The 21707-nt window shown below is 60.4% G+C and carries 25 protein-coding genes; 9 read left to right on the top strand and 16 right to left on the bottom strand.

Annotated features, from left to right (window positions below; all coding sequences use genetic code 11):
• Positions 1-6 precede the first annotated feature (6 nt).
• The 3 genes from aat to PMI03_RS08565 all read left to right on the top strand — a co-directional run bounded on the left by aat (position 7) and on the right by PMI03_RS08565 (position 2665).
• Positions 7-630, top strand: a complete 624-nt coding sequence (aat, locus tag PMI03_RS08555) for a leucyl/phenylalanyl-tRNA--protein transferase (protein ID WP_007691979.1) — start codon at positions 7-9, stop codon at positions 628-630.
• Positions 631-700: 70 nt separating this feature from the next.
• Positions 701-1657, top strand: coding sequence for a DUF2167 domain-containing protein (locus PMI03_RS08560; protein WP_007691980.1), 957 nt, complete (start codon positions 701-703; stop codon positions 1655-1657).
• Positions 1658-2026: 369 nt separating this feature from the next.
• Complete coding sequence (locus PMI03_RS08565; RefSeq protein WP_007691981.1) at positions 2027-2665, top strand: DUF1062 domain-containing protein; 639 nt, start codon at positions 2027-2029, stop codon at positions 2663-2665.
• 71 nt (positions 2666-2736) lie between these two features.
• Here PMI03_RS08565 and PMI03_RS08570 read toward each other — a convergent pair whose 3' ends face one another.
• The 6 genes from PMI03_RS08570 to PMI03_RS08595 form a co-directional block, all read right to left on the bottom strand.
• The gene (locus PMI03_RS08570; RefSeq protein WP_007691982.1) at positions 2737-3177 is read right to left on the bottom strand and encodes a DUF2155 domain-containing protein; all 441 of its coding nucleotides are present in this window, start codon (positions 3175-3177) and stop codon (positions 2737-2739) included.
• Between the two features lie 104 nt (positions 3178-3281).
• Positions 3282-3680: an NADH:ubiquinone oxidoreductase subunit NDUFA12 gene (locus tag PMI03_RS08575; RefSeq protein ID WP_007691985.1), complete on the bottom strand. Its 399-nt coding sequence runs from the start codon at positions 3678-3680 to the stop codon at positions 3282-3284.
• Positions 3681-3784: 104 nt separating this feature from the next.
• Positions 3785-4252, bottom strand: a complete 468-nt coding sequence (locus tag PMI03_RS08580) for a GNAT family N-acetyltransferase (protein ID WP_007691987.1) — start codon at positions 4250-4252, stop codon at positions 3785-3787.
• A gap of 19 nt (positions 4253-4271) precedes the next feature.
• Positions 4272-4775 (bottom strand): N-acetyltransferase, encoded by a 504-nt coding sequence (locus PMI03_RS08585; protein ID WP_007691990.1) that lies wholly within the window; start codon positions 4773-4775, stop codon positions 4272-4274.
• Between the two features lie 4 nt (positions 4776-4779).
• Entirely contained in the window at positions 4780-6285 is a 1506-nt protein-coding gene (gene gatB, locus PMI03_RS08590) for an Asp-tRNA(Asn)/Glu-tRNA(Gln) amidotransferase subunit GatB (protein WP_007692006.1), read from the bottom strand.
• An 87-nt stretch (positions 6286-6372) separates the two neighbouring features.
• Positions 6373-6882 carry a GNAT family N-acetyltransferase gene (locus PMI03_RS08595; protein WP_007692008.1) on the bottom strand — a complete coding sequence of 170 codons (510 nt, stop codon included), beginning with the start codon at positions 6880-6882 and terminating at the stop codon, positions 6373-6375.
• A gap of 297 nt (positions 6883-7179) precedes the next feature.
• On the opposite strand from PMI03_RS08595, the gene PMI03_RS08600 reads away from it, so the two are divergent.
• Complete coding sequence (locus PMI03_RS08600) at positions 7180-7437, top strand: YjhX family toxin (RefSeq protein ID WP_007692010.1); 258 nt, start codon at positions 7180-7182, stop codon at positions 7435-7437.
• Between the two features lie 76 nt (positions 7438-7513).
• Here PMI03_RS08600 and PMI03_RS08605 read toward each other — a convergent pair whose 3' ends face one another.
• From PMI03_RS08605 to PMI03_RS08625, 4 genes are all read right to left on the bottom strand, one after another.
• Positions 7514-9523, bottom strand: a complete 2010-nt coding sequence (locus tag PMI03_RS08605) for a DUF4139 domain-containing protein (protein WP_007692012.1) — start codon at positions 9521-9523, stop codon at positions 7514-7516.
• Positions 9524-9785: 262 nt separating this feature from the next.
• Positions 9786-11267, bottom strand: coding sequence for an Asp-tRNA(Asn)/Glu-tRNA(Gln) amidotransferase subunit GatA (gene gatA / locus PMI03_RS08615; RefSeq protein WP_007692013.1), 1482 nt, complete (start codon positions 11265-11267; stop codon positions 9786-9788).
• 60 nt (positions 11268-11327) lie between these two features.
• A complete protein-coding gene (gene gatC / locus PMI03_RS08620) occupies positions 11328-11615 on the bottom strand; it encodes an Asp-tRNA(Asn)/Glu-tRNA(Gln) amidotransferase subunit GatC (RefSeq protein ID WP_007692014.1) in 288 nt (95 codons plus the stop codon).
• A 67-nt stretch (positions 11616-11682) separates the two neighbouring features.
• Positions 11683-12393, bottom strand: a complete 711-nt coding sequence (locus PMI03_RS08625; protein ID WP_007692015.1) for a metal-dependent hydrolase — start codon at positions 12391-12393, stop codon at positions 11683-11685.
• A gap of 116 nt (positions 12394-12509) precedes the next feature.
• Between PMI03_RS08625 and ruvX the strand changes: the two genes are divergently transcribed.
• Positions 12510-13004 carry a Holliday junction resolvase RuvX gene (gene ruvX, locus PMI03_RS08630; RefSeq protein WP_007692016.1) on the top strand — a complete coding sequence of 165 codons (495 nt, stop codon included), beginning with the start codon at positions 12510-12512 and terminating at the stop codon, positions 13002-13004.
• On the opposite strand, the gene PMI03_RS08635 is transcribed toward ruvX, so the two are convergent.
• The 6 genes from PMI03_RS08635 to PMI03_RS08665 all read right to left on the bottom strand — a co-directional run bounded on the left by PMI03_RS08635 (position 12941) and on the right by PMI03_RS08665 (position 17304).
• Complete coding sequence (locus PMI03_RS08635; RefSeq protein ID WP_007692017.1) at positions 12941-13273, bottom strand: DUF6105 family protein; 333 nt, start codon at positions 13271-13273, stop codon at positions 12941-12943. The two genes, ruvX and PMI03_RS08635, sit on opposite strands and share 64 nt — an antisense overlap.
• A 299-nt stretch (positions 13274-13572) precedes the next feature.
• Positions 13573-14232: a TetR/AcrR family transcriptional regulator gene (locus PMI03_RS08645; RefSeq protein WP_007692018.1), complete on the bottom strand. Its 660-nt coding sequence runs from the start codon at positions 14230-14232 to the stop codon at positions 13573-13575.
• Between the two features lie 103 nt (positions 14233-14335).
• Positions 14336-14953, bottom strand: coding sequence for a GNAT family N-acetyltransferase (locus PMI03_RS08650; RefSeq protein ID WP_007692019.1), 618 nt, complete (start codon positions 14951-14953; stop codon positions 14336-14338).
• 64 nt (positions 14954-15017) lie between these two features.
• Positions 15018-15317: a type II toxin-antitoxin system RelE/ParE family toxin gene (locus PMI03_RS08655; RefSeq protein ID WP_007692021.1), complete on the bottom strand. Its 300-nt coding sequence runs from the start codon at positions 15315-15317 to the stop codon at positions 15018-15020.
• Complete coding sequence (locus tag PMI03_RS08660) at positions 15307-15552, bottom strand: type II toxin-antitoxin system ParD family antitoxin (protein WP_007692023.1); 246 nt, start codon at positions 15550-15552, stop codon at positions 15307-15309. The genes PMI03_RS08655 and PMI03_RS08660 overlap by 11 nt, the downstream gene beginning before the upstream one ends.
• Before the next feature lie 93 nt (positions 15553-15645).
• Positions 15646-17304: an acyl-CoA dehydrogenase family protein gene (locus PMI03_RS08665; protein ID WP_007692026.1), complete on the bottom strand. Its 1659-nt coding sequence runs from the start codon at positions 17302-17304 to the stop codon at positions 15646-15648.
• Between the two features lie 182 nt (positions 17305-17486).
• Here PMI03_RS08665 and PMI03_RS08670 point away from each other — a divergent pair, with 182 nt between their 5' ends.
• From PMI03_RS08670 to dprA, 4 genes are read left to right on the top strand one after another with little or no spacing between them, the layout of a single operon-like run.
• Positions 17487-18443, top strand: coding sequence for an aspartate carbamoyltransferase catalytic subunit (locus PMI03_RS08670; protein ID WP_007692028.1), 957 nt, complete (start codon positions 17487-17489; stop codon positions 18441-18443).
• Complete coding sequence (locus PMI03_RS08675) at positions 18440-19729, top strand: dihydroorotase (protein ID WP_007692030.1); 1290 nt, start codon at positions 18440-18442, stop codon at positions 19727-19729. The genes PMI03_RS08670 and PMI03_RS08675 overlap by 4 nt, the downstream gene beginning before the upstream one ends.
• A 32-nt stretch (positions 19730-19761) precedes the next feature.
• Positions 19762-20379, top strand: a complete 618-nt coding sequence (plsY, locus tag PMI03_RS08680) for a glycerol-3-phosphate 1-O-acyltransferase PlsY (protein ID WP_007692045.1) — start codon at positions 19762-19764, stop codon at positions 20377-20379.
• Positions 20379-21530: a DNA-processing protein DprA gene (gene dprA / locus PMI03_RS08685; protein ID WP_007692047.1), complete on the top strand. Its 1152-nt coding sequence runs from the start codon at positions 20379-20381 to the stop codon at positions 21528-21530. The genes plsY and dprA overlap by 1 nt, the downstream gene beginning before the upstream one ends.
• The last annotated feature ends 177 nt before the right edge of the window (positions 21531-21707 follow it).

The following is a 21707-nucleotide window of genomic DNA, read 5'->3' on the forward strand; positions in this document are numbered from 1 at the left end:
TCGCCCATGGCACGGCCGCGCGGCAGAAATCCCGGCATTACTCCGGAAATTCTGCTGCGCGCCTATTCCATCGGACTCTTCCCGATGGCGGAATCGGCCGATGACCCGGAAATCTTCTGGGTCGAGCCGGAACTGCGCGGTGTCCTGCCGCTCGACGCCTTCCATATTTCCAAAAGCCTGGCGAAGACCATCCGGCAAAAGCCCTTCGATATCCGCTTCAACACGGATTTCGACGCCGTCATCGCCGCCTGCGCCGAGCAGACCAGCGGCCGGCCCAGCACCTGGATCAACAAGACGATCCGAGCGCTCTATTCGACCCTCCACCATATCGGCCACGCCCATTCCGTCGAGGCATGGGACGGCGACATGCTGGTCGGAGGGCTCTACGGCGTATCGCTCGGTTCGGCCTTCTTCGGCGAGAGCATGTTCTCACGCCGCACGGATGCCTCGAAGATCTGCCTGGTACATCTGGTCGAGCGCCTGAGAGAGCGGAGCTTCACCCTGCTCGACACCCAATTTACCACCGAGCACCTGAAGACATTCGGCGCGATCGATATGCCGAAGGACGAATATGCAAGGATGCTGGAAAAGGCGATGGAATCGCCCAATTTGAGCTTCTCCGACAGTTAAGAATCTCCACTTAAGCATTGATTTAAATCATCAGTCCGCTAGTTTCGGCTCGACAGCCGGGGGTAGTATCTTGAAGAAATATCTTGCAATCGCTTTTCTCGCCGCACTGGCCGCAACGCAGGCCGAGGCGAAATCCTTTCACGACATGTTCGGCGCCGATGTGCCTGAGGGCGACGCAGGCACCGTGCTGAAGGGACTCGATTTCCAACAAGGCGCGATCAAGCTTTCCGGCGCCAACGCCACGCTGAATGTTTCTGATCAGTTCTACTACCTCAATCCGCTGGATACGCGAAAGGTGCTGGTCCAGCTCTGGGGCAACCCGGATAGCGCTGCCAGCAACACGTTCGGCATGATCTTCCCGGCGAAGTATTCGCCGATCGATCCGCGCTCCTGGGGCGCGGTTATCGATTATGACGGCAGTGGCCATGTCTCCGACGACGATGCCGCCTCGACGGATTACACAGCGCTGCTGAAACAGATCCAGGACGGGATCCAGGAGAGCAATCCGGAGCGCGAGAAGGCAGGCTACGATCCAATCACGCTGGTCGGCTGGGCCGAGCCGCCACATTATGACAAGGCGACCCACGCCCTCCACTGGGCGCGCGACCTGATCTTCGGCAAGGATCCGAACGCTCCGCACACACTGAACTATTCCGTGCGTGTCCTTGGCCGCGAGGGCGTGACGGAGCTTGATTTCGTCGCCGGGCTCGAGCAGCTGCCGGAGATTAACGCGGCCATCCCCAGCGTCATCAACACCGTGCAGTACGACAGCGGCAAGCGCTATGCCGACTTCGTCAACGGCGACAAGATTGCCGCCTACAGCATGGCGGGCATGATTGCCGCCGGTGCCGGTGTGAAGATCGCGGCAAAGCTCGGCTTCCTCGCCGTCGTCCTCGGCTTCTTCAAGAGCTTCGGCGTGGCGCTTCTGGCGCTGAAGAAGGGCTTGATCGTCGTCGTCGCCGGCGTCGTTGCAGCCGGGCGTAAACTCCTCGGCCTATTTCGCCGCAACAAGAACACCGACGCGTAAGAACGCTTCCGGCCGGTTTCGTCCACAGAAGGACAGCCGGCCATTCTGCGCCTTCACGACTTCAAATTATGGTTGTGATCTGCTATCGCTCGACGCGAAGAGTGTTGGCGCGTCGAGGTTTCACTTTGCCTTCATAAATACCGGTCTCATCCAATTTCACCCCGTATGTCAGGGCAGCGCATCGCCGCCCGGCGTATGATCATGTTCATCGGGTGGTGGCCTGAGACCGGTTTGGCATTGTTGACATGCGCCTTGCGCAGCCATTGCTGTCTCAGCTCTTCATCTGTCCTAGACATCGCCACACCGCGCCCGTGAAGGGCTTGTCTTGCCGCCAGCTTGGTGAACTTCCGAACGGAAGACCAAGACGGTATGTGCACTATTCTAAAGGTCCGCTGGACCATTAATCCTCGAACTGCGCCTCAGCCATGGATCGCCTGCAGCGGTTGCGGAGGTCTCAAGCCCTTCAGATCCAGCAGCAAGATCAGGCTCAACGCCAACGGCAAGAAACTCGACGCCTGGCTCGTCTACAAATGCTCGGCCTGCGACAAGACATGGAACCGAACGCTCTTCGAGCGCCCAAATGTTCGTGGCATTGCCCCAGCTACGCTTGAGGCACTGCAAAGCAACGATCCCAACTGGATACGGACTCAGGAATTCGATCTCGATGCATTGAGACACAAGGCTCAGCGCATCGACGAATTCGCCGATGCCGATGTTCGAAAGGACGTGTTGGGCGAAACGGACGGCTGGACAAGGCTGGAAATCGAGCTGGTGCTCACGGTTCCCATCAACATGCGCATGGACCGTCTTCTCGCTTTCGAACTCGGCATCTCGCGCTCCCGGCTTCAGGCATTGCACGAAGGCGCGAAGCTACAAATCCATCCGGATCGCGCCGATGCCATGCGGCGAAGGGTCAAGGACGGCATACGTATTGCCCTTGACCTCACGGACGACACCGACCGGCTTCCGATCGGGCAAGCTGCCATGTCGCCGCGAGAGAATGACTAACGACATAACCCGCAGAAGGTCACTTCTGCGGGTGAGACTAACGGCACTATCGATGTTTGAATCAAAGCGCTTTACTTCGCGCCGGCACTATCCGGCGGCGGGATATCCGACTTCTGCTTGCACTCTTTCAGCCAGACGTCATAGATCGGATGCTCGACGGCGTTGAGGCCGGGGCTGTCGGCGAACATCCAGCCGGTGAAGATGCGGCGAATGCGGCGGTCGAGGGTGATCTCGTCTACTTCGACGAAGCCGTCGACCTTCTGCTGCTCGGTGTCATCGCGCGAATAGCAGGCCTTCGGCGTCACCTGCAGGGCGCCGAACTGCACGGTCTCGTTGACATAGACATCGAAGGTGGTGATGCGGCCGGTGATCTTGTCGAGGCCGGAGAAAACGGCGACGGGATTGGAAATACGCGCGGCTTCGGCGGCTTGTGGCAACAGAACTCCCGCGGCAAGGGCAAGAACTGCTGCCGATATCGCACGCAAAGTAGCGCTCCGCGTGAAAAACGTCATATCCGCCAATCTCCGCTTGGTCTCGGTCAAAGCGCCGAGCACGAGCCGGCATGTTCTGCGCCTATAGGCCAATTGTGGCCAAAGGACGAGCCGGCTACCTATGCTCAGTTGCCCGGCGTCCAGGCGTCATAATCGCCGGTCACGCGCGGACGTTCGCCGGCAACGGCGAGCGAGCCCGGAGGACGATAGGCCTGCGGCGAGCCAGTCGGATTGGCGCGATGCGAGATCTGCCATTCCTTGGCGACATAATTGTCCTTGGTCGGCGGAACGTCGGTGCGGTGATGCATCCAGCCGTGCCAGCCCGGAGGAATGGAGGAAGCCTCTGCATAACCCTTGTAGATCACCCAACGCTTGGGAAGACCGTAGGACGACATACCGCCCTCGTAATAGACATTGCCCAATTCATCCTCGCCGACGCGCTTGCCGAACCGCCATGTCGCAAAGCGGGTGCCCATCGTCTGACCATTCCACCAAGTGAAGGTTTGCAGGAGTAAATTCCACATGTCTTTTCCTTGTGCCCGCAAAAAGGCGAGCGATACCAGAATTCGATCCTTCGCTTATGCCGCCACTGGACTTGCTTGTCCAGTGATTCCAGCGGGAAAAGCGGTCATTTCAAAGCCATCTTGAAGCCGAGATGGCTCGGCTTGAAACCCAATCTCTCATAGAAACGATGGGCATCCTTGCGCACGGCGTTCGATGTCAGCTGCACCAGCCGCATACCGCGACTTTTTGCCTCGCCAATGCAGAAATTGATCATCGCGGCGCCGATCCCCTGCCCGCGCAGATCGCCGCGCGTCTGTACGGCTTCAATGATCATTGCGCTGGAGCCACGACCGGTCAGCGACGTCGTGATCATCGTCTGGAACGTGCCGACGACTTCGCCGGCCAGTTCGGCGGCGTAAAGTGTCTGGTCGGACGAGGCTTCGATCGTGCGGAAAGCCCGGAAGTAATCGTCATAGGCGGATGGATTGGTGGTATCGCCGTGGCCGCCGACAGCATCGGCGGCGAAGAGCGCGATCAAGGCGGGAAGGTCAGACTCACGGGCTTCACGAATGATCAAATCGGCGCTGTTCATGATCGACCTGCCTGAGCTTTCAGTGGTTTTCGAGAGGCTTCTCGAATATCAGCGCCGGGATGCCCGATTGTTCATTCCCGCAGTTTTCCGTGCGGCCGACTTCGATGAAGCCATGCGTTTTATAGAAGGCGATCGCCGGATCGTTCTGGGGATCGACTTCGAGCCGCATAACCTCGGCATCCGGAAAGCAGGTTTCCAGTTCAGCGAAGATGTCGCGGCCGATGCCCTGTCGCTGACAGCGCGGGCTGACATAGAGCATGTAGAGCATGACGGTCTTCGCCAGCTCGGTCGACATGGCGGCATAACCCATGCCGCCGATGTTCTTGCCGTCGTCCGCCACGAGAAACTCGGAATTCTTTCCGGCGAGCCGCATCCTCAGAGACTGGAGAGAATGCCAGGAACCATGCAGCTCGCTGACCTTGTCTGCGCCGTAGAGCCGGTCGTAGGTCGCATGCCAGGTTTCGCGCAAGAGAGCACGGACCTTTTCGAGATCCTGCTCGCCGGCGGTGCGGACGAAATACACCCGACTATTCCTCTTCGATGCCGAGCTTGGCCTTGACGAGGGCCTGCACGGCCTGCGGATTGGCCTTGCCGCCGGTCGACTTCATCACCTGGCCGACGAACCAGCCGGCAAGCGTCGGCTTGGCCTTGACTTTGGCGACCTGATCCGGATTTGCGGCGATGATCTCGTCGACAGCCTTTTCAATCGCACCGGTGTCGGTGACCTGCTTCATGCCGCGAGCTTCAACGATCTCGGTGGGATCGCCGCCTTCGGTGAGCACGATCTCGAACAGGTCCTTGGCGATCTTGCCGGAGATGGTTTCGGCCTTGATGAGGTCGATGATCGCGCCGAGCTGGGCGGGCGAAACCGGAGTCTCTTCAATGTCTTTGCCGGTTCTGTTCAAGGCGCCCAGCAAGTCGTTGATCACCCAGTTTGCAGCCATCTTGCCGTCACGGCCAGCCGCGACCGTCTCGAAATAATCGGCAATCGCCTTTTCCGAAACCAGCACGGAGGCATCGTAGATCGACAGGCCGAGGTCGCGCACGAAGCGCTCCTTCTTGTCGTCCGGCAGCTCCGGCAGATGTGCCGCAAGCTCGGTGACGAAGGCATCGTCGAATTCGAGCGGCAACAGGTCCGGATCGGGGAAATAGCGATAATCATGCGCGTCTTCCTTGGAGCGCATAGATTCAGTTCTTCCGGAGCTCGGATCGAACAGGCGGGTTTCCTGGTCGATGGAACCGCCGTCTTCCAGAATGCCGATCTGACGACGGGCTTCGTATTCGATCGCCTGGCCGATGAAGCGGATGGAGTTGACATTCTTGATTTCGCAGCGCGTGCCGAATTCGCCGCCCGGACGACGCACGGAGACGTTAACGTCGGCGCGCATCGAGCCTTCGTCCATGTTGCCGTCGCAGGTGCCGAGGTAGCGCACGATCGAACGCAGCTTGGTCATGTAGGCCTTGGCCTCATCCGACGAGCGCATGTCCGGCTTGGAGACGATTTCCATCAGCGCCACGCCCGAACGGTTGAGATCGATGTAGGACATGGTGACGTGCTGGTCGTGCAGCGACTTGCCGGCGTCCTGCTCCAGATGCAAGCGCTCGATGCCGATCTCGATATCCTCGAACTGGCCCTGGCGGTCTGGGCCGAGCGAGATGACGATCTTGCCCTCGCCGACAATCGGATCCTTGAACTGCGAGATCTGATAGCCCTGCGGCAGGTCAGGATAGAAATAGTTCTTGCGGTCGAAGATCGAACGATTGTTGATCTGCGCCTTCAAGCCAAGACCGGTCCGCACGGCCTGCTTGACGCATTCCTCGTTGATGACGGGCAGCATGCCAGGCATGGCGGCATCGACCAGCGAGACGTTGGAATTCTGCGGCTTGCCGAACTCGGTCGAAGCGCCGGAGAAGAGCTTGGATTTGCTCAACACCTGGGCATGGACTTCCATCCCGATAACAATCTCCCAATCGCCGGTGGCACCGGGAATGAAGCGCTTCGGATCTGGGGTACGGACGTCGACAAGGGTCATGGGAAGCTCTTGAAATGCTGTTCTTCTGAACTTTGTGAGGTAGAGCAATTGGCGGGGCGGCGCAAGACTTTCGGCACCGCTCCGGCGCTATAAGCCCGAACCATATGTCCCGTCGCTGCCGTCAACCAACGCTTTCGAAAGTCCGATCGTCGGCACGTCGCGATCGAGCTTCGGAGAATAGACGACGGAGAGCCAATGGATGGCATAGCCATGGGCCTTGAAGAAACCGATCGCCTCGCCGTTGTCGGCATGGGTCTGCAACGAGACCCTTTCCAGCCCCTGCTCCAGAACATCCTCTTCGATGCGCGCCAGCAACGCCGAGCCGAGCCCCTGGCGCAGATAGTCGGGATCGATCCAGAAATCGGAAATGGTCTCATCCAGCGCTTCGCGCGCCGCCCAGCCGGCGACCTCCCCGTTCAGTTCGACGACGGTGATCGTCAACCAGACATCGCGGGTGAAATTCGAAAAGGCTTCGCTGGCGCTTTCCAGCATCGCCTCGGAGCCGCCGATCGAGCCCATGGCCTTGCGCCACGACCGCAGGCCGATATTGGTCAATACCTCCGTTTCGCCCTCGCGCGCATTGCGAATATGGATCATCGAGCCCCCGATGTTTTCAGCAGTAAAACACCGGCCCGCAGCTTTTGCCAGCCATATGTGAGCAGGCGCACCATAGCAGCCCGTGCCCCACGAGAGCGCAACTTGACCGCCAGCTGCAACCTGTTTTAAAAATGCGGCATCAATGGAGTTTTAATGTCCAACTCGTCTGAGTCCCGGTAAAGGCCCCGCTCGCAAGTCTTCTTGTGCGCTGGGCCAGAAAACGAAGCCCCGGCTTCCCTAAAGGGAGCGCCGGATCGTTTTGTTGCGCCTTGCGGCGCTTTCCGGATCTTGAAAACCATGGACATTTCCCGCGCAGAACAGCGCATCCTGCATCTGCTCGCCCAGGGCGGGCGCATCAAAATCATTCGTTCCGAAACCAAGAAGATCGAGGCGGCGAGCTGCTTCACCCGCGACGGCTGGCTCTATCCCGGCTTCGACCTCACGCTCTTCCGCAAGCTCAAACACTTGAAGGCCATCAAGTCCTCCGGCGGGCATCCCTATCGGATTACCGAACGAGGGCTGAGGCTGGTGAGGGCGCAGTTGGATAATCGATAGAGAAAACGTGAGAGCCGCCCGATCGGGGCGGCTCTTTCCTGCTGATGCGACTCATCTGGCGAAGCGCTCGTGGCGATTAGAACGCCCTGATGATCTCCGCCACCTGGCTGCCCAAACGATCGCTGTCCTTCTGCACCCCGGCGCGTTTTTCACCAACGGCAGCGATTTGGTCTTCGCTGTCCGCCAGAGCCTTCAAATAGCGCTTCTTCAAATCGCTATTCTCCGGCACAGCGCCGATATTCTGTCTTATCCGCTCCTGGTCATTGGTGAGTTTCTCTATTTCGTTATCGAAACTCTCCAGATCATTCTGGGCGGCGACCTGCTGTTTACGCACCTCCGCCAGGTTTGCGAGCTTGTCCGTTAGTGCCGTGTCATGGGCCGAGGCCGACCATCCAAGCAGCATGTCCGGCTGCGCATCGACCAGGGCGTAACTGTTGCTCTGAAGTTGCTCGTCGACCGCCGTCAAAGTTTTTTCCGTAGCCGCCGGAACAACCGTCTTGAGCCGCTGGTGTGTTGCCGTCTTACCGAAGCTTTCGCTCGACGAAAATGACCAACCGTCCCTGATCGGGTGCTCGACGATGACAGTCCTATCGCCGTCAAGCGCCCCCGAAACGGTGTATGTCGTCGTCTGGCGATATTTGACGACCGCTTGCATCACGCCATCCGAAACCTTCAGAGAAGCAATCTCCTCCGTCGGCGTCTGCTGCTCGCTGATCGATACCTTTCGATCGGTCGCAAAACTGGCGAGACGCGTGTCACCCTTGGGCAGCGCGGATAGCTGGGAATCACCGACGTAGCCGATCTTGCTGTCGTACAACGTGAGAATTCCCGCCGGCATGCTGACACCCGCGGTGTTCTTGAGCATCACGGCGGCGATCGGATTGCGGAAGGAGCTGCCCGCTCGATACATGTCCACCATATCCGCATCCAGTTCCACATCCACGATCGGCACCGACAAGGAGTCGCCATTTGCCAGATCGTAAGTCCCTGGAAGTTCAAAAGTCGCCGAGATATCGCTTTCGGTCGCAGCGGTCGGATTGGCTGCAGCCATTTGCATTGGCACCGCCGGCCTTCCCAACTCGTCAGCCATATATGCCGACGCCTGTGCCTTTCTGCGGACACCCCCCATCGTGGCCTCGGCAGGCGCGGGCGCTGCTCGTCCCTCGACATCCGAGGATAGACTCTGCCTGTTGGACAGGTCTCCACTATCGGGATCAGAGACATTGTTCGAAGCCGTGTCGACCGGCACCTCTTGCCGCTCTCGCCAATAGAGCTGGTGCAGGCCCTGCTTCAGCGTCACCGGCTCGGCAGAAGTCAACGTAAGTTTTACGCCCTTCCAATCTTCGCCACTGGCGTTTTCCAGCACGGTCCATGCCTGCAAACGCGCTTTGCCATTTCCTTCGGTCACAACCTTATAAGCTGTTTTCCAGATCGGTGACGGAACGACATAGGTTAGACCGATATCGCCGGCGCTCTTCGCACCGTTCACCCTGATATCGATGGTGCGGGTGCTGTCGTTCTTGGCACGGGCAATGGCTCCTGCCGCTTTGGCAACCTTTGCTCTCATGTCGGCATCGTCAATCCGGACGGACGCATCCTCACCAAGGGCCAGCGTCTCCACCGCACCATCCTTGTCAAGAACGGTCAGCAAGTGAATTGTCGCATTCTCGCCGGCCTTCCTGATCTCGATCCCGAGAATGTCTCCCTCGACGGTTTTTCCGCCGCTGGTTACCGAGACCCTGGCGCCCTGTATCGATGTCAGAAGCGACGGCACAGATGAGAGCGCTTCCGGCGTGAACGGCAGGCCCTTGAAGGTCTCCTGCAACGGCTGCGGCCCTGCCAGCGAAATGCCCGCCACCGAGCCCTCGGTCCCATTGACCACAAGGCTCTTGAGCATGTCGTCGACCTGATCGAGCGGCACCTCGAGCCGGGCTACGCCGTCGCTATCGACCACTGCTGATCGAGAGACCTCGGCAAGGCCGCCCGACGACAGGGTAATGGCACGAATGGCCCCATTGTCGGCCGCCAGCGAAACCACTGGAATTGCCACGCTGAGAAGCAGGATCGCCGAAACTTGCTTGAGCATGAAGAGACCTTCCGAATCGGTTGCAAATGATAAGACCAAGCGGCTCATTGCAATTTATGATCGAATTTCGGTCCAAAGTATGATCCTGCCCGGGCGGAATATTGGCATGTTCGGACAGGCAAAGAATTCGTTACGGGCTGCGTCTATGACGCTGGCGTTCCTGAAATTCGCATCCAGCACATCGTCGCTCAGTCAGCCGGCAAAGCCAACCGCGCCGACAGCTTCATGGTCGGCGACGGTCATGGATCTCGAGTGAGGTTGCTCACCACCACTTCGTAGGCGTGAACTTGCCGGCGGCCTGTTCGATGACATGTGCTGTCTTGAACAGCGTTTCTTCGTCGAACGGCTTGCCGATGACCTGCAGGCCGAGCGGCAGGCCCTTGGAATCAAGGCCGGCGGGAACGGCGATGCCGGGGAGACCAGCCATGTTGACCGTCACCGTGAAGATGTCGTTGAGGTACATCTTGACCGGATCGGAGGCGAGGTCCTCGTCGGCGATGCCGAAGGCGGAGGATGGTGTGGCGGGTGTCAGGATGGCGTCGACACCGGCGTGGAAGGCGAGTTCGAAGTCGCGCTTGATCAGCGTGCGAACCTTCTGGGCGCGCAGGTAATAGGCGTCGTAATAGCCGGCGGAGAGCACGTAGGTGCCGATCATGATGCGGCGCTTGACCTCGTTGCCAAAGCCGGCAGCACGGGTCTTCTCGTACATGTCGGCGATGTTCTCGCCGTCGACGCGCAGGCCGTAGCGCACGCCGTCATAACGGGCGAGGTTCGACGATGCCTCGGCGGGGGCGACGATGTAATAGGCCGGCAAGGCGTATTTCGTATGCGGCAGCGAGATGTTGACGATCTCGGCGCCGGCATCCTTCAGCCAGGCGATACCCTGCTGCCAGAGCGTTTCGATCTCGTCCGGCATGCCGTCGACGCGGTATTCGTTCGGAATTCCGATCTTCATGCCCTTCAGCGACTGGCCGAGCGAGGCTTCGTAGTCCGGCACCGGCAGATCGACCGAGGTCGTGTCCTTGGCGTCGATGCTTGCCATCGACTTCAGGAGGATCGCGGCGTCGCGGACATCGCGAGCAATCGGGCCGGCCTGGTCGAGCGACGAGGCGAAGGCGACGATGCCCCAGCGCGAGCAGCGGCCATAGGTCGGCTTGATGCCGACCGTGCCGGTGAAGGCGGCGGGCTGGCGGATGGAGCCGCCGGTGTCGGTGGCAGTCGCACCTGCGCAAAGGTGTGCGGCAACCGCAGCGGCCGAACCACCCGAAGAACCACCCGGAACGAGCTGCTGGTTCGAGCCGTTGGCGCGCCAAGGGTTGATCACCGGGCCGTAATAGGAGCTCTCGTTGGAGGAGCCCATGGCGAACTCATCCATGTTGAGCTTGCCGAGCATGACAGCGCCGTCGTTCCAGAGGTTCTGGGTCACGGTCGATTCGTAGCGCGGCTCGAAACCGTCGAGAATGTGGCTGCAGGCCTGGGTGTGGATGCCTTCGGTACCGAAGAGATCCTTGATCCCCAGCGGAATGCCTTCCAGCGCACCGGCCTTGCCGGCGGCAAGACGGGCGTCGGAGGCCTTCGCCATATCTCGCGCCTTTTCCGGCGTCACCTTGATGTAGGCATTGAGCTGATCATTAACCGCATCGATCGTCGAGAGATAGGCCTCGGTGAGTTCGGTAGCGGTGATATCCTTGGCGCGCAGCTTGTCGCGGGCTTCGGCAATGGTCAGGCTGGTCAGTTCGCTCATCTTGTTTCGCTTCAGATCTTTAAAAAGGGCAACGGGTCGGAACAGGCTCGAAGCGAGCCCTTATTCGACGACTTTGGGCACCAGGAAGAAATTCTGATCGGTATTCGGCGCATTGGCGACGATGTCGGCGGCCTTGCTGCCGTCGGTGACTTCGTCCGTCCGCTTCTTCATCGCCATCGGTGTGACGGAAGTCATGGCCTCGACGCCATCGACATTCACTTCGGAGAGTTGCTCGACGAAGCCCAGCATGCCATTCAGCTCGCCCACCATCCGCTGCGCTTCGTCTTCATTGACGGCGATGCGGGCAAGATGGGCGACGCGTTTAACGGTGGCAAGATCGACGGACATGGCATTCTCCGGATAGGATTTTTCCTATCGCTATAAAGGCCATGTCCGCCATACGCAACGGGTATCGTTATGCGGAAATGCTCTCGCCCGGCTTCGGCGCCGCGACCGCCGTCTTCGAACCTTCCAGACCGGCGATGAACTTTTCCGGGGTCTGGTCGATGATCGGGAAGGTGCCGTAGTGGCATGGAATGGCGGTCTTGAAATTGAAGAAGCGCTGGCAGGCGAGCGCCGCAACAGCGCCACCCATGGTGAAGCGGTCGCCGATCGGCACGATGCCGATATCGGGCTGATGCAGTTCATTGATCAGGCCCATGTCGGAGAAGATGTCCGTATCGCCCATGTGGAACAGCGACGGCTCGTCGTCGAAATGCAGCATCAGGCCATTCGGATTGCCGAGCGCGTGCGACACGCCGTCTTCGGTGATCTGGGCAGAGGAGTGCAGCGCGTTGGTAAAGGTCGCGCTGAAGCCGCCGAGGGAGACGGTGCCGCCGGTATTGCCCATTTCCAGCTTCTCGACACCCTTGCTGCCGAGCCAGGCGGCAAGATCGGCGTTGGCGAGAACGACAGCGCCGGTATCCTTGGCAATCTGAACGGTATCGCCGACATGGTCGCCATGGCCATGGGTGAGCAGGATATGCGTGACGCCCGCCGTGGCCTCCTTGAGGTCGATCCCGGCGGCGGCAAAGGAGGAGTTATAGCTGAGGAATGGGTCGATAAGAATTTTAGCCTTGGCCGTTTCGAGACGGAAAGCAGAGTGGCCGAGCCAAGTGATCTTCATGGATTTCTCCTTAATACTTGATTTGAAATGCAAGACTGGTGTTAGGACATATCCGAAACCGTCACAAAGAAAAGCAGCATGGACTTCACTTTGTTTTGACGGGGAGACAAGAGCCTATGACCACACTGACCATCGAAGACCTTGCCGTGATGCTGCTGCCCGGACAGGCGATTGCCGGGCTTGATCTCGGCACCAAGACGATCGGCCTTGCCATGTCCGATCTCGGTCGCCGGTTCGCCACGCCGCGCCCGGTCATCAAGCGGGTGAAATTCACCCAGGACGCCCAGACGCTGCTTGCTTTCGCCGAGAAGGAAAAGGTCGCCGCCTTCGTTATCGGACTGCCGATGAACATGGATGGGTCGACGGGGCCGCGCGTCCAGGCGACGCGAGCCTTCGTGCGCAGCATGGCCGACAAGACCGCCCTGCCCTTCGTCTACTGGGATGAGCGGCTGTCAACGGTCGCAGCCGAACGGGCACTACTGGAAATGGACGTATCGCGCGCCAAGCGGGCCGAGCGCATCGACTCGGCCGCCGCAAGCTTCATTCTTCAAGGAGCCTTGGACAGGCTCTCTGCTCTCGGCAGGCCGGCCTTTCCAGACCTCGATTCCTGACGGCGCTTCCACCACGCCAGAATCTCGGCGCGCTTGCGAAAGGCAAGGATCGAGAAAACCAGCAGAGTGTCGAAGGCAATGGCGCGGGCCACCAGCGGCGGAATGCTCTCCGGCGGGATGCCGAGGATATTGCCATAGATATGGAAAACGAGGTCGTGCATCTGGCGCGTGAGCATGAAGATGCCGAAGCTCATGTCGTAGTATGACAGGTAATACCACGCCCCGAGGAACGAGACAGGCGCGGCCCAGAAGATCAGCACCCACTTCATGCGGTTCCCCTTCGACGCTGATAATGCGTCGTTCCAGTCGAAAGGACTAGCCAGTTCGTCAGTGCCATGGCGCTCAACACCAGCGCCGGCACCGTTATATCTAGTGCCAGAATGGCGAAGAACATCATCGCCGCGATGAGAAACGCGATTTTTGCGGGTCTGGACCCCATGGCTGCACACTTATTGGTTAACAATCAGTCTGCGCACAGTGGCGAGTTAACCGATGCGGCGCAATGTAAACCAATTGTTAAGGTTAACGGCCGGGCGCGGCTGTGGATATCTCCCGCACGATCAGAACATCAGCCGTAAACGCCGCGCACGATACGCCTCAATGCCGTGGCCGCCTTCTCCCAATCCTTCGATGTTTTCAGCGCAAGACCGGCGCATTGGTCACCGACGGCAGCGGAGAGCACAAGATGCTGTATGGCCGAGAAGATCAGCGCATTGACGGCGACCGCATCGATCCCCTTCGGTGGCACCAGCGAGCCGCGCATGCGCTCGATCCAACCGCCAAGCGCTTTCGAACGCGCTTCCGAAAGCCGGCGCACCTGCTCGGTGTTCTCGGACACTTCCCAGGCGACGATGCGGCGCATCAGCGGATCGGCGCGCAGCGCATCGAGGAAAAGCAAGGCCAGCCGCTCCATGAGGTCACCATAGGTCAACAGGAACACGCCGCCGGTATCGTCGGGGATACGATCCTTCACCCAGCTTCCGAGATCCGTGCCGATCGCCTCCACCAGCCCGTCGAGGCCGCCGTAATAGCGGTAGATCAGTTGCTTGTCGCAGCCGGCGCCGCGGGCGACCGCGTTGATGCCGAAATTCTGGAACCCCTCTTCCGCCAGCAGCCGTTTGGCGGCATTCAGAATCGCCTGCTCGGTGGCGGCGCGATTGCGGATTCGCTTTTCCGGCTCGACGGGTGTTTCGATCGGTTTTTTCAGAACGGCGTTTGCGCTCGGCATCGTATCGGCTCCAGTCAGTCACCGACCGGTGAATAACAAGCCAAGCACAAGCGAACAATGACGCGACGACCGTGGAGGTGTCTTAAACTCGGGAATCCACAGATTAGAGATATTGGCCGAACCAGACGGTACTCGGCGAGGCAAGTTCCGGCGGCAACTCCACCTGAGTAAACCCACGCGACGCCCAGAATCGAATCCCGCTGTGATTGCCCGCGCTCGCGCCGAGATGAACGCCTTTGACACCCTTGTCGCGGGCGTTCGACAGCCATTTGTCGAGAAGAGCGCTGCCGATGCCCTGCCCCTGCGTGCGTGGCAGAAGGTTCATATGGATATGGGCGGAAAACCGGTCGGTGAGAAAGGCCGGCACTCGTTTCGGATGGTGGATCGCATAAGTGCGCCGCTGATCCGCATTCCAGGTCGAAGGATCGCCCGATGGCTCCGGATAGCGCTCACGCAGCTCCGGCCACCATTCGCGCTCCAGCCTTTCCTCGAAAGCAACCGTGTCGAAGACGCCGGCGATATAACCGCAAACACCCTCATCGTCCTCAACAATAAAGACGGTATGTGGGCTGAGGACCGCATAGGGCACAGAATAAATATGCCCAATCATCCGCCCATCGCGATGAAGCGCTGTGGCATCCTTGCCGGCATCGCCGGTGACCAGCGAGATGATGTAGAGCTGGTTGATGTCGTCGGGTTGGACGGGGCGGAGGTTGATCATGGAGGCCTCTTCCATAGGTCTTAAATTATGCGCGCGACGGATCGATCGGGGCCGATGAGCTCCGTCAGAGATGAAGGCCCACGTCCATTCGCTGATGCAATATACGAATGACGGCAATCTCCGTATCCTGCTGTCGATAGTAGATCACATGGGACCCGACGACGTATTTGAAATAGCCCTCGCGAATGTCAGCATAACGACCAACCTTGAGACCAGACGCAAGGCCCTCAAAGGCATCGAGGATACCGGCATGGTAGGTCTCCGCCTGCTTTACCGACCAGTTTTCAGCGGTGTAGCGCCAGATCTCCTCAAGATCCGCCTCTGCAAGAGGTGATAAGACATACCGGCCCGACTTACTCGCCATATGTAGCGCGCATCCGCTTCAGGAATGCGGCATTGTCGAATGGAGTAGGCTTCCCGGACTCTTCTCCGGCGATCAATGCGCCCTGAAGAGCCTTGACCTTGGCTTCGTGCTCTTCCAGCAAACGCAACCCTGCCCGAACGACATCGCTGGCGGAGCCATATCGGCCCGTCTGCACTTGAGCATCGATGAAGGTATTGAAGTGGTCACCAAGCGAAACAGATGTGTTACGGGCCATGAGCAGCTCCCTTGCTGATACCATTATATAATAATTATTGGCATCACATCAACAGACGCCGCCTCAGACCCGCGGCGTCAGCGGAACGACAGCTCAAGTCGCCGGCGGATACAGCAGATCGACGATGTAGCTCGCATCGAAGCGCGCATCGAGCATGCCGTAGGTCGAGCGCCAGCCGCCTGCTAGGCGGGTTTCGATGAAAGCGTCGGCGATCTTGCCTGCGCCCAGTCGATAGAGTTCGGCGGCACCGGCGGCGAGCGCCATTTGCTCGATCAGCAGGCGGGCAGCACCCTCGTCCTGTTCACACAGCGCCATGGCGGCGCGGAGCACGTCGATGGTTTTCTTGCCGGCCGGGCCGAGATCGCGGGCAAGGCCGGCAAAGACGGTTTCGAACAGGTCCCTGCCCCGGTTCAGCACGCGAAGCACGTCGAGCGCCATGACATTGCCGGAGCCCTCCCAGATCGCATTGACCGGCGCCTCGCGGTAATGCCGTGCGATCGGGCGTTCCTCGATATAGCCGCTGCCGCCGATGCACTCCATCGCCTCGTAGATCAGCGCAGGCGCAATCTTGCAGCACCAGTATTTGGCGACCGGCGTCATGACGCGGGCATAGGCGGCGTCTTCGCTGCTGCTGCTGGCCTTGTCGAAGGATTCGGCCAGGCGGAAGGCGAGCGCGGTCGCGGCCGCGACATCGAGCGCCATATCGGCCAACACACGCGTCATGATCGGCTGCTGGACCAGCGTCTTGCCGAAGACGCTGCGGCCGCGCGTATGATGCACGGCCTCGGCGAGCGATGCCCGCATGATGCCGGCAGAGGCCAGCGCGCAATCGAGGCGCGTCAGCGTCACCATGTCGAGAATGGTGCGGATGCCGCCGTCGGGAGCGCCGAGCAGGAAGCCGAAGGTATCGCTGAACTCGACTTCGGAAGAGGCATTAGAGCGATTGCCGAGCTTGTCCTTCAGCCGCTGGAATTGCAAGCCGTTGGCGGAGCCGTCTTCGAGCAGGCGCGGCACCAGGAAGCAGCCCATGCCGTCCTTGGTTTGCGCCAGCATGATGAAGGCATCGCTCATCGGCGCCGACATGAACCATTTGTGGCCCGAGAGCCGATAGATGCCGTCGCTGACCTTGTCTGCGGTCGTCCTGTTGGCGCGTACATCCGTACCGCCCTGCTTTTCCGTCATGCCCATGCCGATGGTGACGGCGGACTTTTGCATGGCCGGCTTGTTGGACGAATCATACTTGCGCGACAAAACCTTCGGCGCCCAATCCTTCTGGACGGCCGGAGACGCCATCATCGCCGCGACCGAGGCGCTGGTCATGGTGAGCGGGCAGAGATGGCCGCATTCGAGCTGCGCCGTCAGGTAGAAGCGCGCGGCGCGAACCTTGTGCGACTGGCCTTTCGCGTCCGGATCGGCCTGGGCATCCCAGATCGAGGAATGCAGGCCCGCCGACATCGAGCGGCGCATCAGCGCATGCCAGGCCGGATGGAATTCGACCACGTCCAGACGCTCGCCGCGCGGGCCATGGGTGCGCAGTTGCGGCGCGCCCTGGTTTGCCATGCGCGCCAGTTCCTGCGCCTCGTGGGAGGTGACGTAGCGGCCCATCTGCTCCAGGTCTTCGCGCGTCGAGCGCGGCAAGTTGGAGGTCAGATCGACGATCAGCGGATCGGAACGATAGGCATTGATGCCGGACCAGAGGCTCGGTTGGTTCAGTTCGGCAAAAGTATCGTCATTCCGGGTCGATTGGGTCATATTTCGCTTTTAGAGCAAGAGGATTGCAAAAGGAAACCTGAAGTTTCGGCTTTTGAGATTAGCGCTGTAACGAGATTCGAATCAAATTGCATGGGGAACAAATGCGCTTATCCAAAGCCCGCGCTTGCCCCTGAGCCACTCCCTCTTTATAGACCCCCTGACGAAATTCAGAGGGCAGCTTCATGGTCTTCTTTCCCCACCGCCATCTCATCGGCATCAAGGGCCTCACCGAGCAGGATATCACCTATCTTCTCGACAAGGCCGACGAGGCGGTGAAGATCAGCCGTCAGCGCGAAAAGAAGACATCGACGCTTCGCGGGCTGACGCAGATCAATCTCTTTTTCGAGGCCTCGACCCGCACGCAAGCCTCTTTCGAGCTGGCCGGCAAGCGGCTTGGCGCCGACGTGATGAACATGTCGGTCGGCAACTCCTCGGTGAAAAAGGGCGAGACGCTGATCGACACGGCGATGACGCTGAATGCCATGCGCCCCGACGTGCTGGTCATCCGCCATTCCAGCGCCGGCGCGGCGGCACTGCTGGCGCAAAAGGTCTCCTGCTCGGTGGTCAATGCCGGCGACGGACAGCACGAACATCCGACACAGGCGCTGCTCGACGCACTGACCATCCGCCGCGCCAAAGGCAAGCTGTCGCGCATCATCGTCGCGATCTGCGGCGACGTGCTGCATTCACGCGTCGCCCGTTCCAACATTCTGCTGCTGAACGCCATGGGCGCGCGCGTCCGGGTCGTCGCGCCCGCAACGCTCTTGCCCGCTGGGATCGCCGATATGGGCGTAGAGGTCTTCCATTCGATGAAGGAAGGGCTGAAGGACGCTGACGTAGTGATGATGCTGCGCTTGCAGCGCGAGCGCATGTCCGGCGCCTTCGTACCGTCCGTGCGCGAATATTATCATTTCTATGGTCTCGACGCCGAGACGTTGAAGGCGGCCAAGGAGGATGCGCTGGTCATGCATCCCGGTCCGATGAACCGTGGCGTCGAGATTGCCTCGGAAGTCGCCGATGGCCCGCAAAGCGTCATTGCCGAGCAGGTGGAAATGGGTGTCGCGGTGCGTATGGCGGTCATGGAGACGCTGCTGGTCTCGCAGAACCAGGGGCCGCGCACCGAGGGAGCTGGCGCATGAGCAACTCGATCGTCCTCCAGAACGTTCGCATCATCGACCCTTCGCGCAATCTCGACGAGGTCGGCACGATCATCGTCGAAAACGGTCTCATCGTCTCCGCCGGCAAGGATGCGAAAATTCAGGCCGCTCCGAAGGGTGCCGAGGTGCGCGATTGCACCGGCCTTGTCGCCGTTCCCGGCCTGGTCGATGCCCGCGTGCATGTCGGCGAGCCCGGCGGCGAGCATCGCGAGACCATCGCCTCGGCAAGCCGCGCGGCCGCGGCCGGCGGCGTGACTTCCTTTATCATGATGCCGGACACCGATCCGATCATCGACGACATCGCGCTGGTCGAATTCGTCAAGAAGACGGCGCGCGACACGGCTGTCGTCAATGTCTATCCGGCAGCGGCACTCACAAAGGGCCTCGCCGGCGAGGAAATGACGGAAGTGGGGCTCCTGCGCGAAGCCGGCGCCGTCGTCTTCACCGACGCGCATTCCGGCGTCCACGACACGCAGGTTCTCCGTCGGATCATGACCTATGCGCGCGAATTCGGCGCCGTCATCTCCTGCGAGACCCGCGACAAATATCTCGGCGCCAACGGTGTCATGCATGAGGGACTGTTTGCCAGCTGGCTCGGTCTTTCCGGCATTCCGAAGGAAGCCGAACTCATTCCGCTCGAGCGCGATCTGAGGATCGCCGCCCTGACCCGCAGCCATTATCACGCGGCGATGATCTCCGTGCCGGAATCGGCGGAGGCCATCCGCCTCGCCCGCTCGCGCGGCGCAAAGGTTACCTGTGGCATCTCGATCAACAATCTGGCGCTGAACGAAAACGACATCGGCGAATACCGCACCTTCTTCAAGCTTTACCCGCCGCTGCGCTCGGAAGACGACCGCTCGGCGATGATCGAGGCACTGGCGGACGGCACTATCGACATCATCGTCTCGTCGCATGATCCGCAGGATGTGGACACGAAGCGTCTGCCGTTCGGAGAGGCGGAAGACGGTGCGGTCGGGCTGGAAACGTTGCTCGCTGCCGCACTTCGCCTGCATCATAGCGGCCAGGTCAGCCTGATGCGGCTCATCGACGCCCTGTCGACGCGGCCGGCGCAGATCTTCGGCCTCGATGCCGGCACGCTGAAGCCGGGCGCGAAGGCGGATATTGCCCTGATCGATCTCGACGAGCCTTGGCTTGTCGCCAAAGACATGCTTCTGTCGCGCTCGAAGAATACACCGTTCGAAGACGCAAGAATGAGCGGCCGGGCCGTTGCGACCTATGTCGCGGGCAAGCTGGTTCACAGTCTGTAGGCAAAGCTGGGGCTTATGGAGAATAAGACGTGATGGCGCAATTCTGGACATGGCAGCTCTCCCCGCAGACTGCACTCGCAGCAGCCGTCATCGGCTACCTGCTCGGCTCCATTCCTTTCGGTTTGATTCTGACGCGCATGGCCGGTCTGGGCGATGTCCGCAATATCGGCTCGGGCAATATCGGCGCAACGAATGTGCTGCGTACCGGCAACAAGGGTCTGGCAGCGGCAACGCTGCTCCTCGATGCCTTCAAGGGCACGGCGGCCGTGCTGATCGTCTGGCATTTTTTCGGTGAAGACGCGGCCATACTTGCCGGTTTTGCCGCCTTCATCGGCCATATCTTCCCGGTCTGGATTGGGTTCAAGGGCGGCAAGGGCGTTGCGACTTACCTGGGCATTCTGCTCGGTCTCGCGCCATTCATGGCCTTGATCTTTGCCATCATCTGGCTGGTCATCGCCTTCACCACCCGCTACTCCTCTCTTTCCGCGCTGGTTGCAACCCTTGTCATTCCGGTTGCATTGTGGATACTGGGCGCCGACAAGATCGCCGCCGTCATGGCGCTAATGACCGTCATTTCCTGGTACAAGCACCGGGCCAATATCGTCAGGCTGACAGCCGGCAGGGAAACCAAGATCGGAGCGAAGGGATAATGGTCGCAGGCAGCGCAGGACGAACCGGAATTGCGCTGACGGAAAAACAAAGGATCGCCTGGCTCAGGCTCATCCGCTCCGACAATGTCGGCCCCTCGACCTTTCGCGATCTCATCCAGCATTATGGCTCCGCCGAAGCCGCGCTCGCCGCTTTGCCGGACCTTTCGCAACGCGGTGGCGCGACGCGAGTAATCCGCATCGCCAGCGAGCAGGATGCGCTGCGTGAGCTGGAGGCGGTGCACCGTTTCGGCGCCCGCTTCGTCGGCATCGGCGAACCGGGCTATCCGCAGGCCCTGAAAGAGATCGACGGTGCGCCGCCGCTTCTGACTGTCAAAGGCAATCTATCGATGGCGGTTCGGCCAGCCATCGGTATCGTCGGCTCGCGTAACGCCTCGATCAGCGGCGCCAAATTTGCGGCCATGATCACCCGCGCCTGTGGCGAGGCGGGCTATGCCGTCATCTCCGGCCTCGCTCGCGGCATCGATACGGCGGCGCATCGCGCCAGCCTTCAGACCGGCACCATCGCCGCCATGGCCGGTGGGCTCGACCAGCCCTACCCGCCCGAAAATGTCGGCCTGCTGAATGAGATATGGGACGGCAACGGCCTTGCCGTCAGTGAAATGCCATTCGGCTGGGAACCGCGCGCGCGGGATTTCCCACGCCGCAACCGGCTGATCGCAGGCATTTCCCTCGGCCTCGTCGTGGTCGAGGCGGCGACGCGCTCCGGCTCGCTGATCACCGCGCGCCTTGCCGGCGAATTCGGCCGGCTGGTCTTTGCCGTGCCCGGCTCGCCGCTCGATCCGCGCTGTGAGGGCACCAACGGCTTGCTGAAGGACGGCGCGATCATCGTCACCCGCCCGGAGGATATCGTCGAGGCGCTGCGGCCGCTGGCCGAACCCGACCTCTTCCGCCCACAGCTTGCCGAGGCCCCGGTTGAAAAGAACGACAAAGCGCTGTCGCCTCCACCCGACGATACCGACCGCGACCAGATCGTCGACGCGCTCGGGCCGACGCCCGTGGAAATCGACGATATTATCCGGCATACCGGCGCGTCGGTGTCATCGGTTCATTCCGTGTTGCTCGAACTGGACATGGCCGGCCGGCTGCATCGGCATCCTGGCGGGCTGGTGTCTATATCAATGCTGGATTGAAAGCATGACAGATCATCCCGATATGATGGCTACACCGCTTCCGGAAGCGACCACAGACATTCTTTCGGGATGTAACACAGATGCCATCCGGCACGGATCGTGGCATCGAGCCGACGGCAAAAATCGACATCGCCTCTTGACCGCGACGAATTCCCTGTCCATGTCGAAAGGCCGGGG

The sequence above is a fragment of the Rhizobium sp. AP16 genome (genome assembly GCF_000281735.1).
GTDB lineage: Bacteria > Pseudomonadota > Alphaproteobacteria > Rhizobiales > Rhizobiaceae > Rhizobium > Rhizobium rhizogenes.

Bases quoted from the DNA above. Each gene is read 5' to 3' on its own strand.
- PMI03_RS08625 (WP_007692015.1), bottom strand. From the start codon at position 12,393: ATGAAGATCACTTGGCTCGGCCACTCTGCTTTCCGTCTCGAAACGGCC.
- PMI03_RS08635 (WP_007692017.1), bottom strand. From the start codon at position 13,273: ATGAAGTGGGTGCTGATCTTCTGGGCCGCGCCTGTCTCGTTCCTCGGG.
- PMI03_RS08580 (WP_007691987.1), bottom strand. From the start codon at position 4,252: ATGAACAGCGCCGATTTGATCATTCGTGAAGCCCGTGAGTCTGACCTT.
- PMI03_RS08675 (WP_007692030.1), top strand. From the start codon at position 18,440: ATGAGCAACTCGATCGTCCTCCAGAACGTTCGCATCATCGACCCTTCG.
- ruvX (WP_007692016.1), top strand. From the start codon at position 12,510: ATGACCACACTGACCATCGAAGACCTTGCCGTGATGCTGCTGCCCGGA.
- gatC (WP_007692014.1), bottom strand. From the start codon at position 11,615: ATGTCCGTCGATCTTGCCACCGTTAAACGCGTCGCCCATCTTGCCCGC.
- gatA (WP_007692013.1), bottom strand. From the start codon at position 11,267: ATGAGCGAACTGACCAGCCTGACCATTGCCGAAGCCCGCGACAAGCTG.
- PMI03_RS08670 (WP_007692028.1), top strand. From the start codon at position 17,487: ATGGTCTTCTTTCCCCACCGCCATCTCATCGGCATCAAGGGCCTCACC.
- PMI03_RS08595 (WP_007692008.1), bottom strand. From the start codon at position 6,882: ATGATCCATATTCGCAATGCGCGCGAGGGCGAAACGGAGGTATTGACC.
- PMI03_RS08665 (WP_007692026.1), bottom strand. From the start codon at position 17,304: ATGACCCAATCGACCCGGAATGACGATACTTTTGCCGAACTGAACCAA.
- PMI03_RS08660 (WP_007692023.1), bottom strand. From the start codon at position 15,552: ATGGCCCGTAACACATCTGTTTCGCTTGGTGACCACTTCAATACCTTC.
- PMI03_RS08645 (WP_007692018.1), bottom strand. From the start codon at position 14,232: ATGCCGAGCGCAAACGCCGTTCTGAAAAAACCGATCGAAACACCCGTC.
- PMI03_RS08605 (WP_007692012.1), bottom strand. From the start codon at position 9,523: ATGCTCAAGCAAGTTTCGGCGATCCTGCTTCTCAGCGTGGCAATTCCA.
- PMI03_RS08650 (WP_007692019.1), bottom strand. From the start codon at position 14,953: ATGATCAACCTCCGCCCCGTCCAACCCGACGACATCAACCAGCTCTAC.
- PMI03_RS08600 (WP_007692010.1), top strand. From the start codon at position 7,180: ATGGACATTTCCCGCGCAGAACAGCGCATCCTGCATCTGCTCGCCCAG.
- PMI03_RS08570 (WP_007691982.1), bottom strand. From the start codon at position 3,177: ATGACGTTTTTCACGCGGAGCGCTACTTTGCGTGCGATATCGGCAGCA.
- plsY (WP_007692045.1), top strand. From the start codon at position 19,762: ATGGCGCAATTCTGGACATGGCAGCTCTCCCCGCAGACTGCACTCGCA.
- PMI03_RS08575 (WP_007691985.1), bottom strand. From the start codon at position 3,680: ATGTGGAATTTACTCCTGCAAACCTTCACTTGGTGGAATGGTCAGACG.
- dprA (WP_007692047.1), top strand. From the start codon at position 20,379: ATGGTCGCAGGCAGCGCAGGACGAACCGGAATTGCGCTGACGGAAAAA.
- PMI03_RS08565 (WP_007691981.1), top strand. From the start codon at position 2,027: ATGTGCACTATTCTAAAGGTCCGCTGGACCATTAATCCTCGAACTGCG.
- gatB (WP_007692006.1), bottom strand. From the start codon at position 6,285: ATGACCCTTGTCGACGTCCGTACCCCAGATCCGAAGCGCTTCATTCCC.
- aat (WP_007691979.1), top strand. From the start codon at position 7: ATGGCACGGCCGCGCGGCAGAAATCCCGGCATTACTCCGGAAATTCTG.
- PMI03_RS08655 (WP_007692021.1), bottom strand. From the start codon at position 15,317: ATGGCGAGTAAGTCGGGCCGGTATGTCTTATCACCTCTTGCAGAGGCG.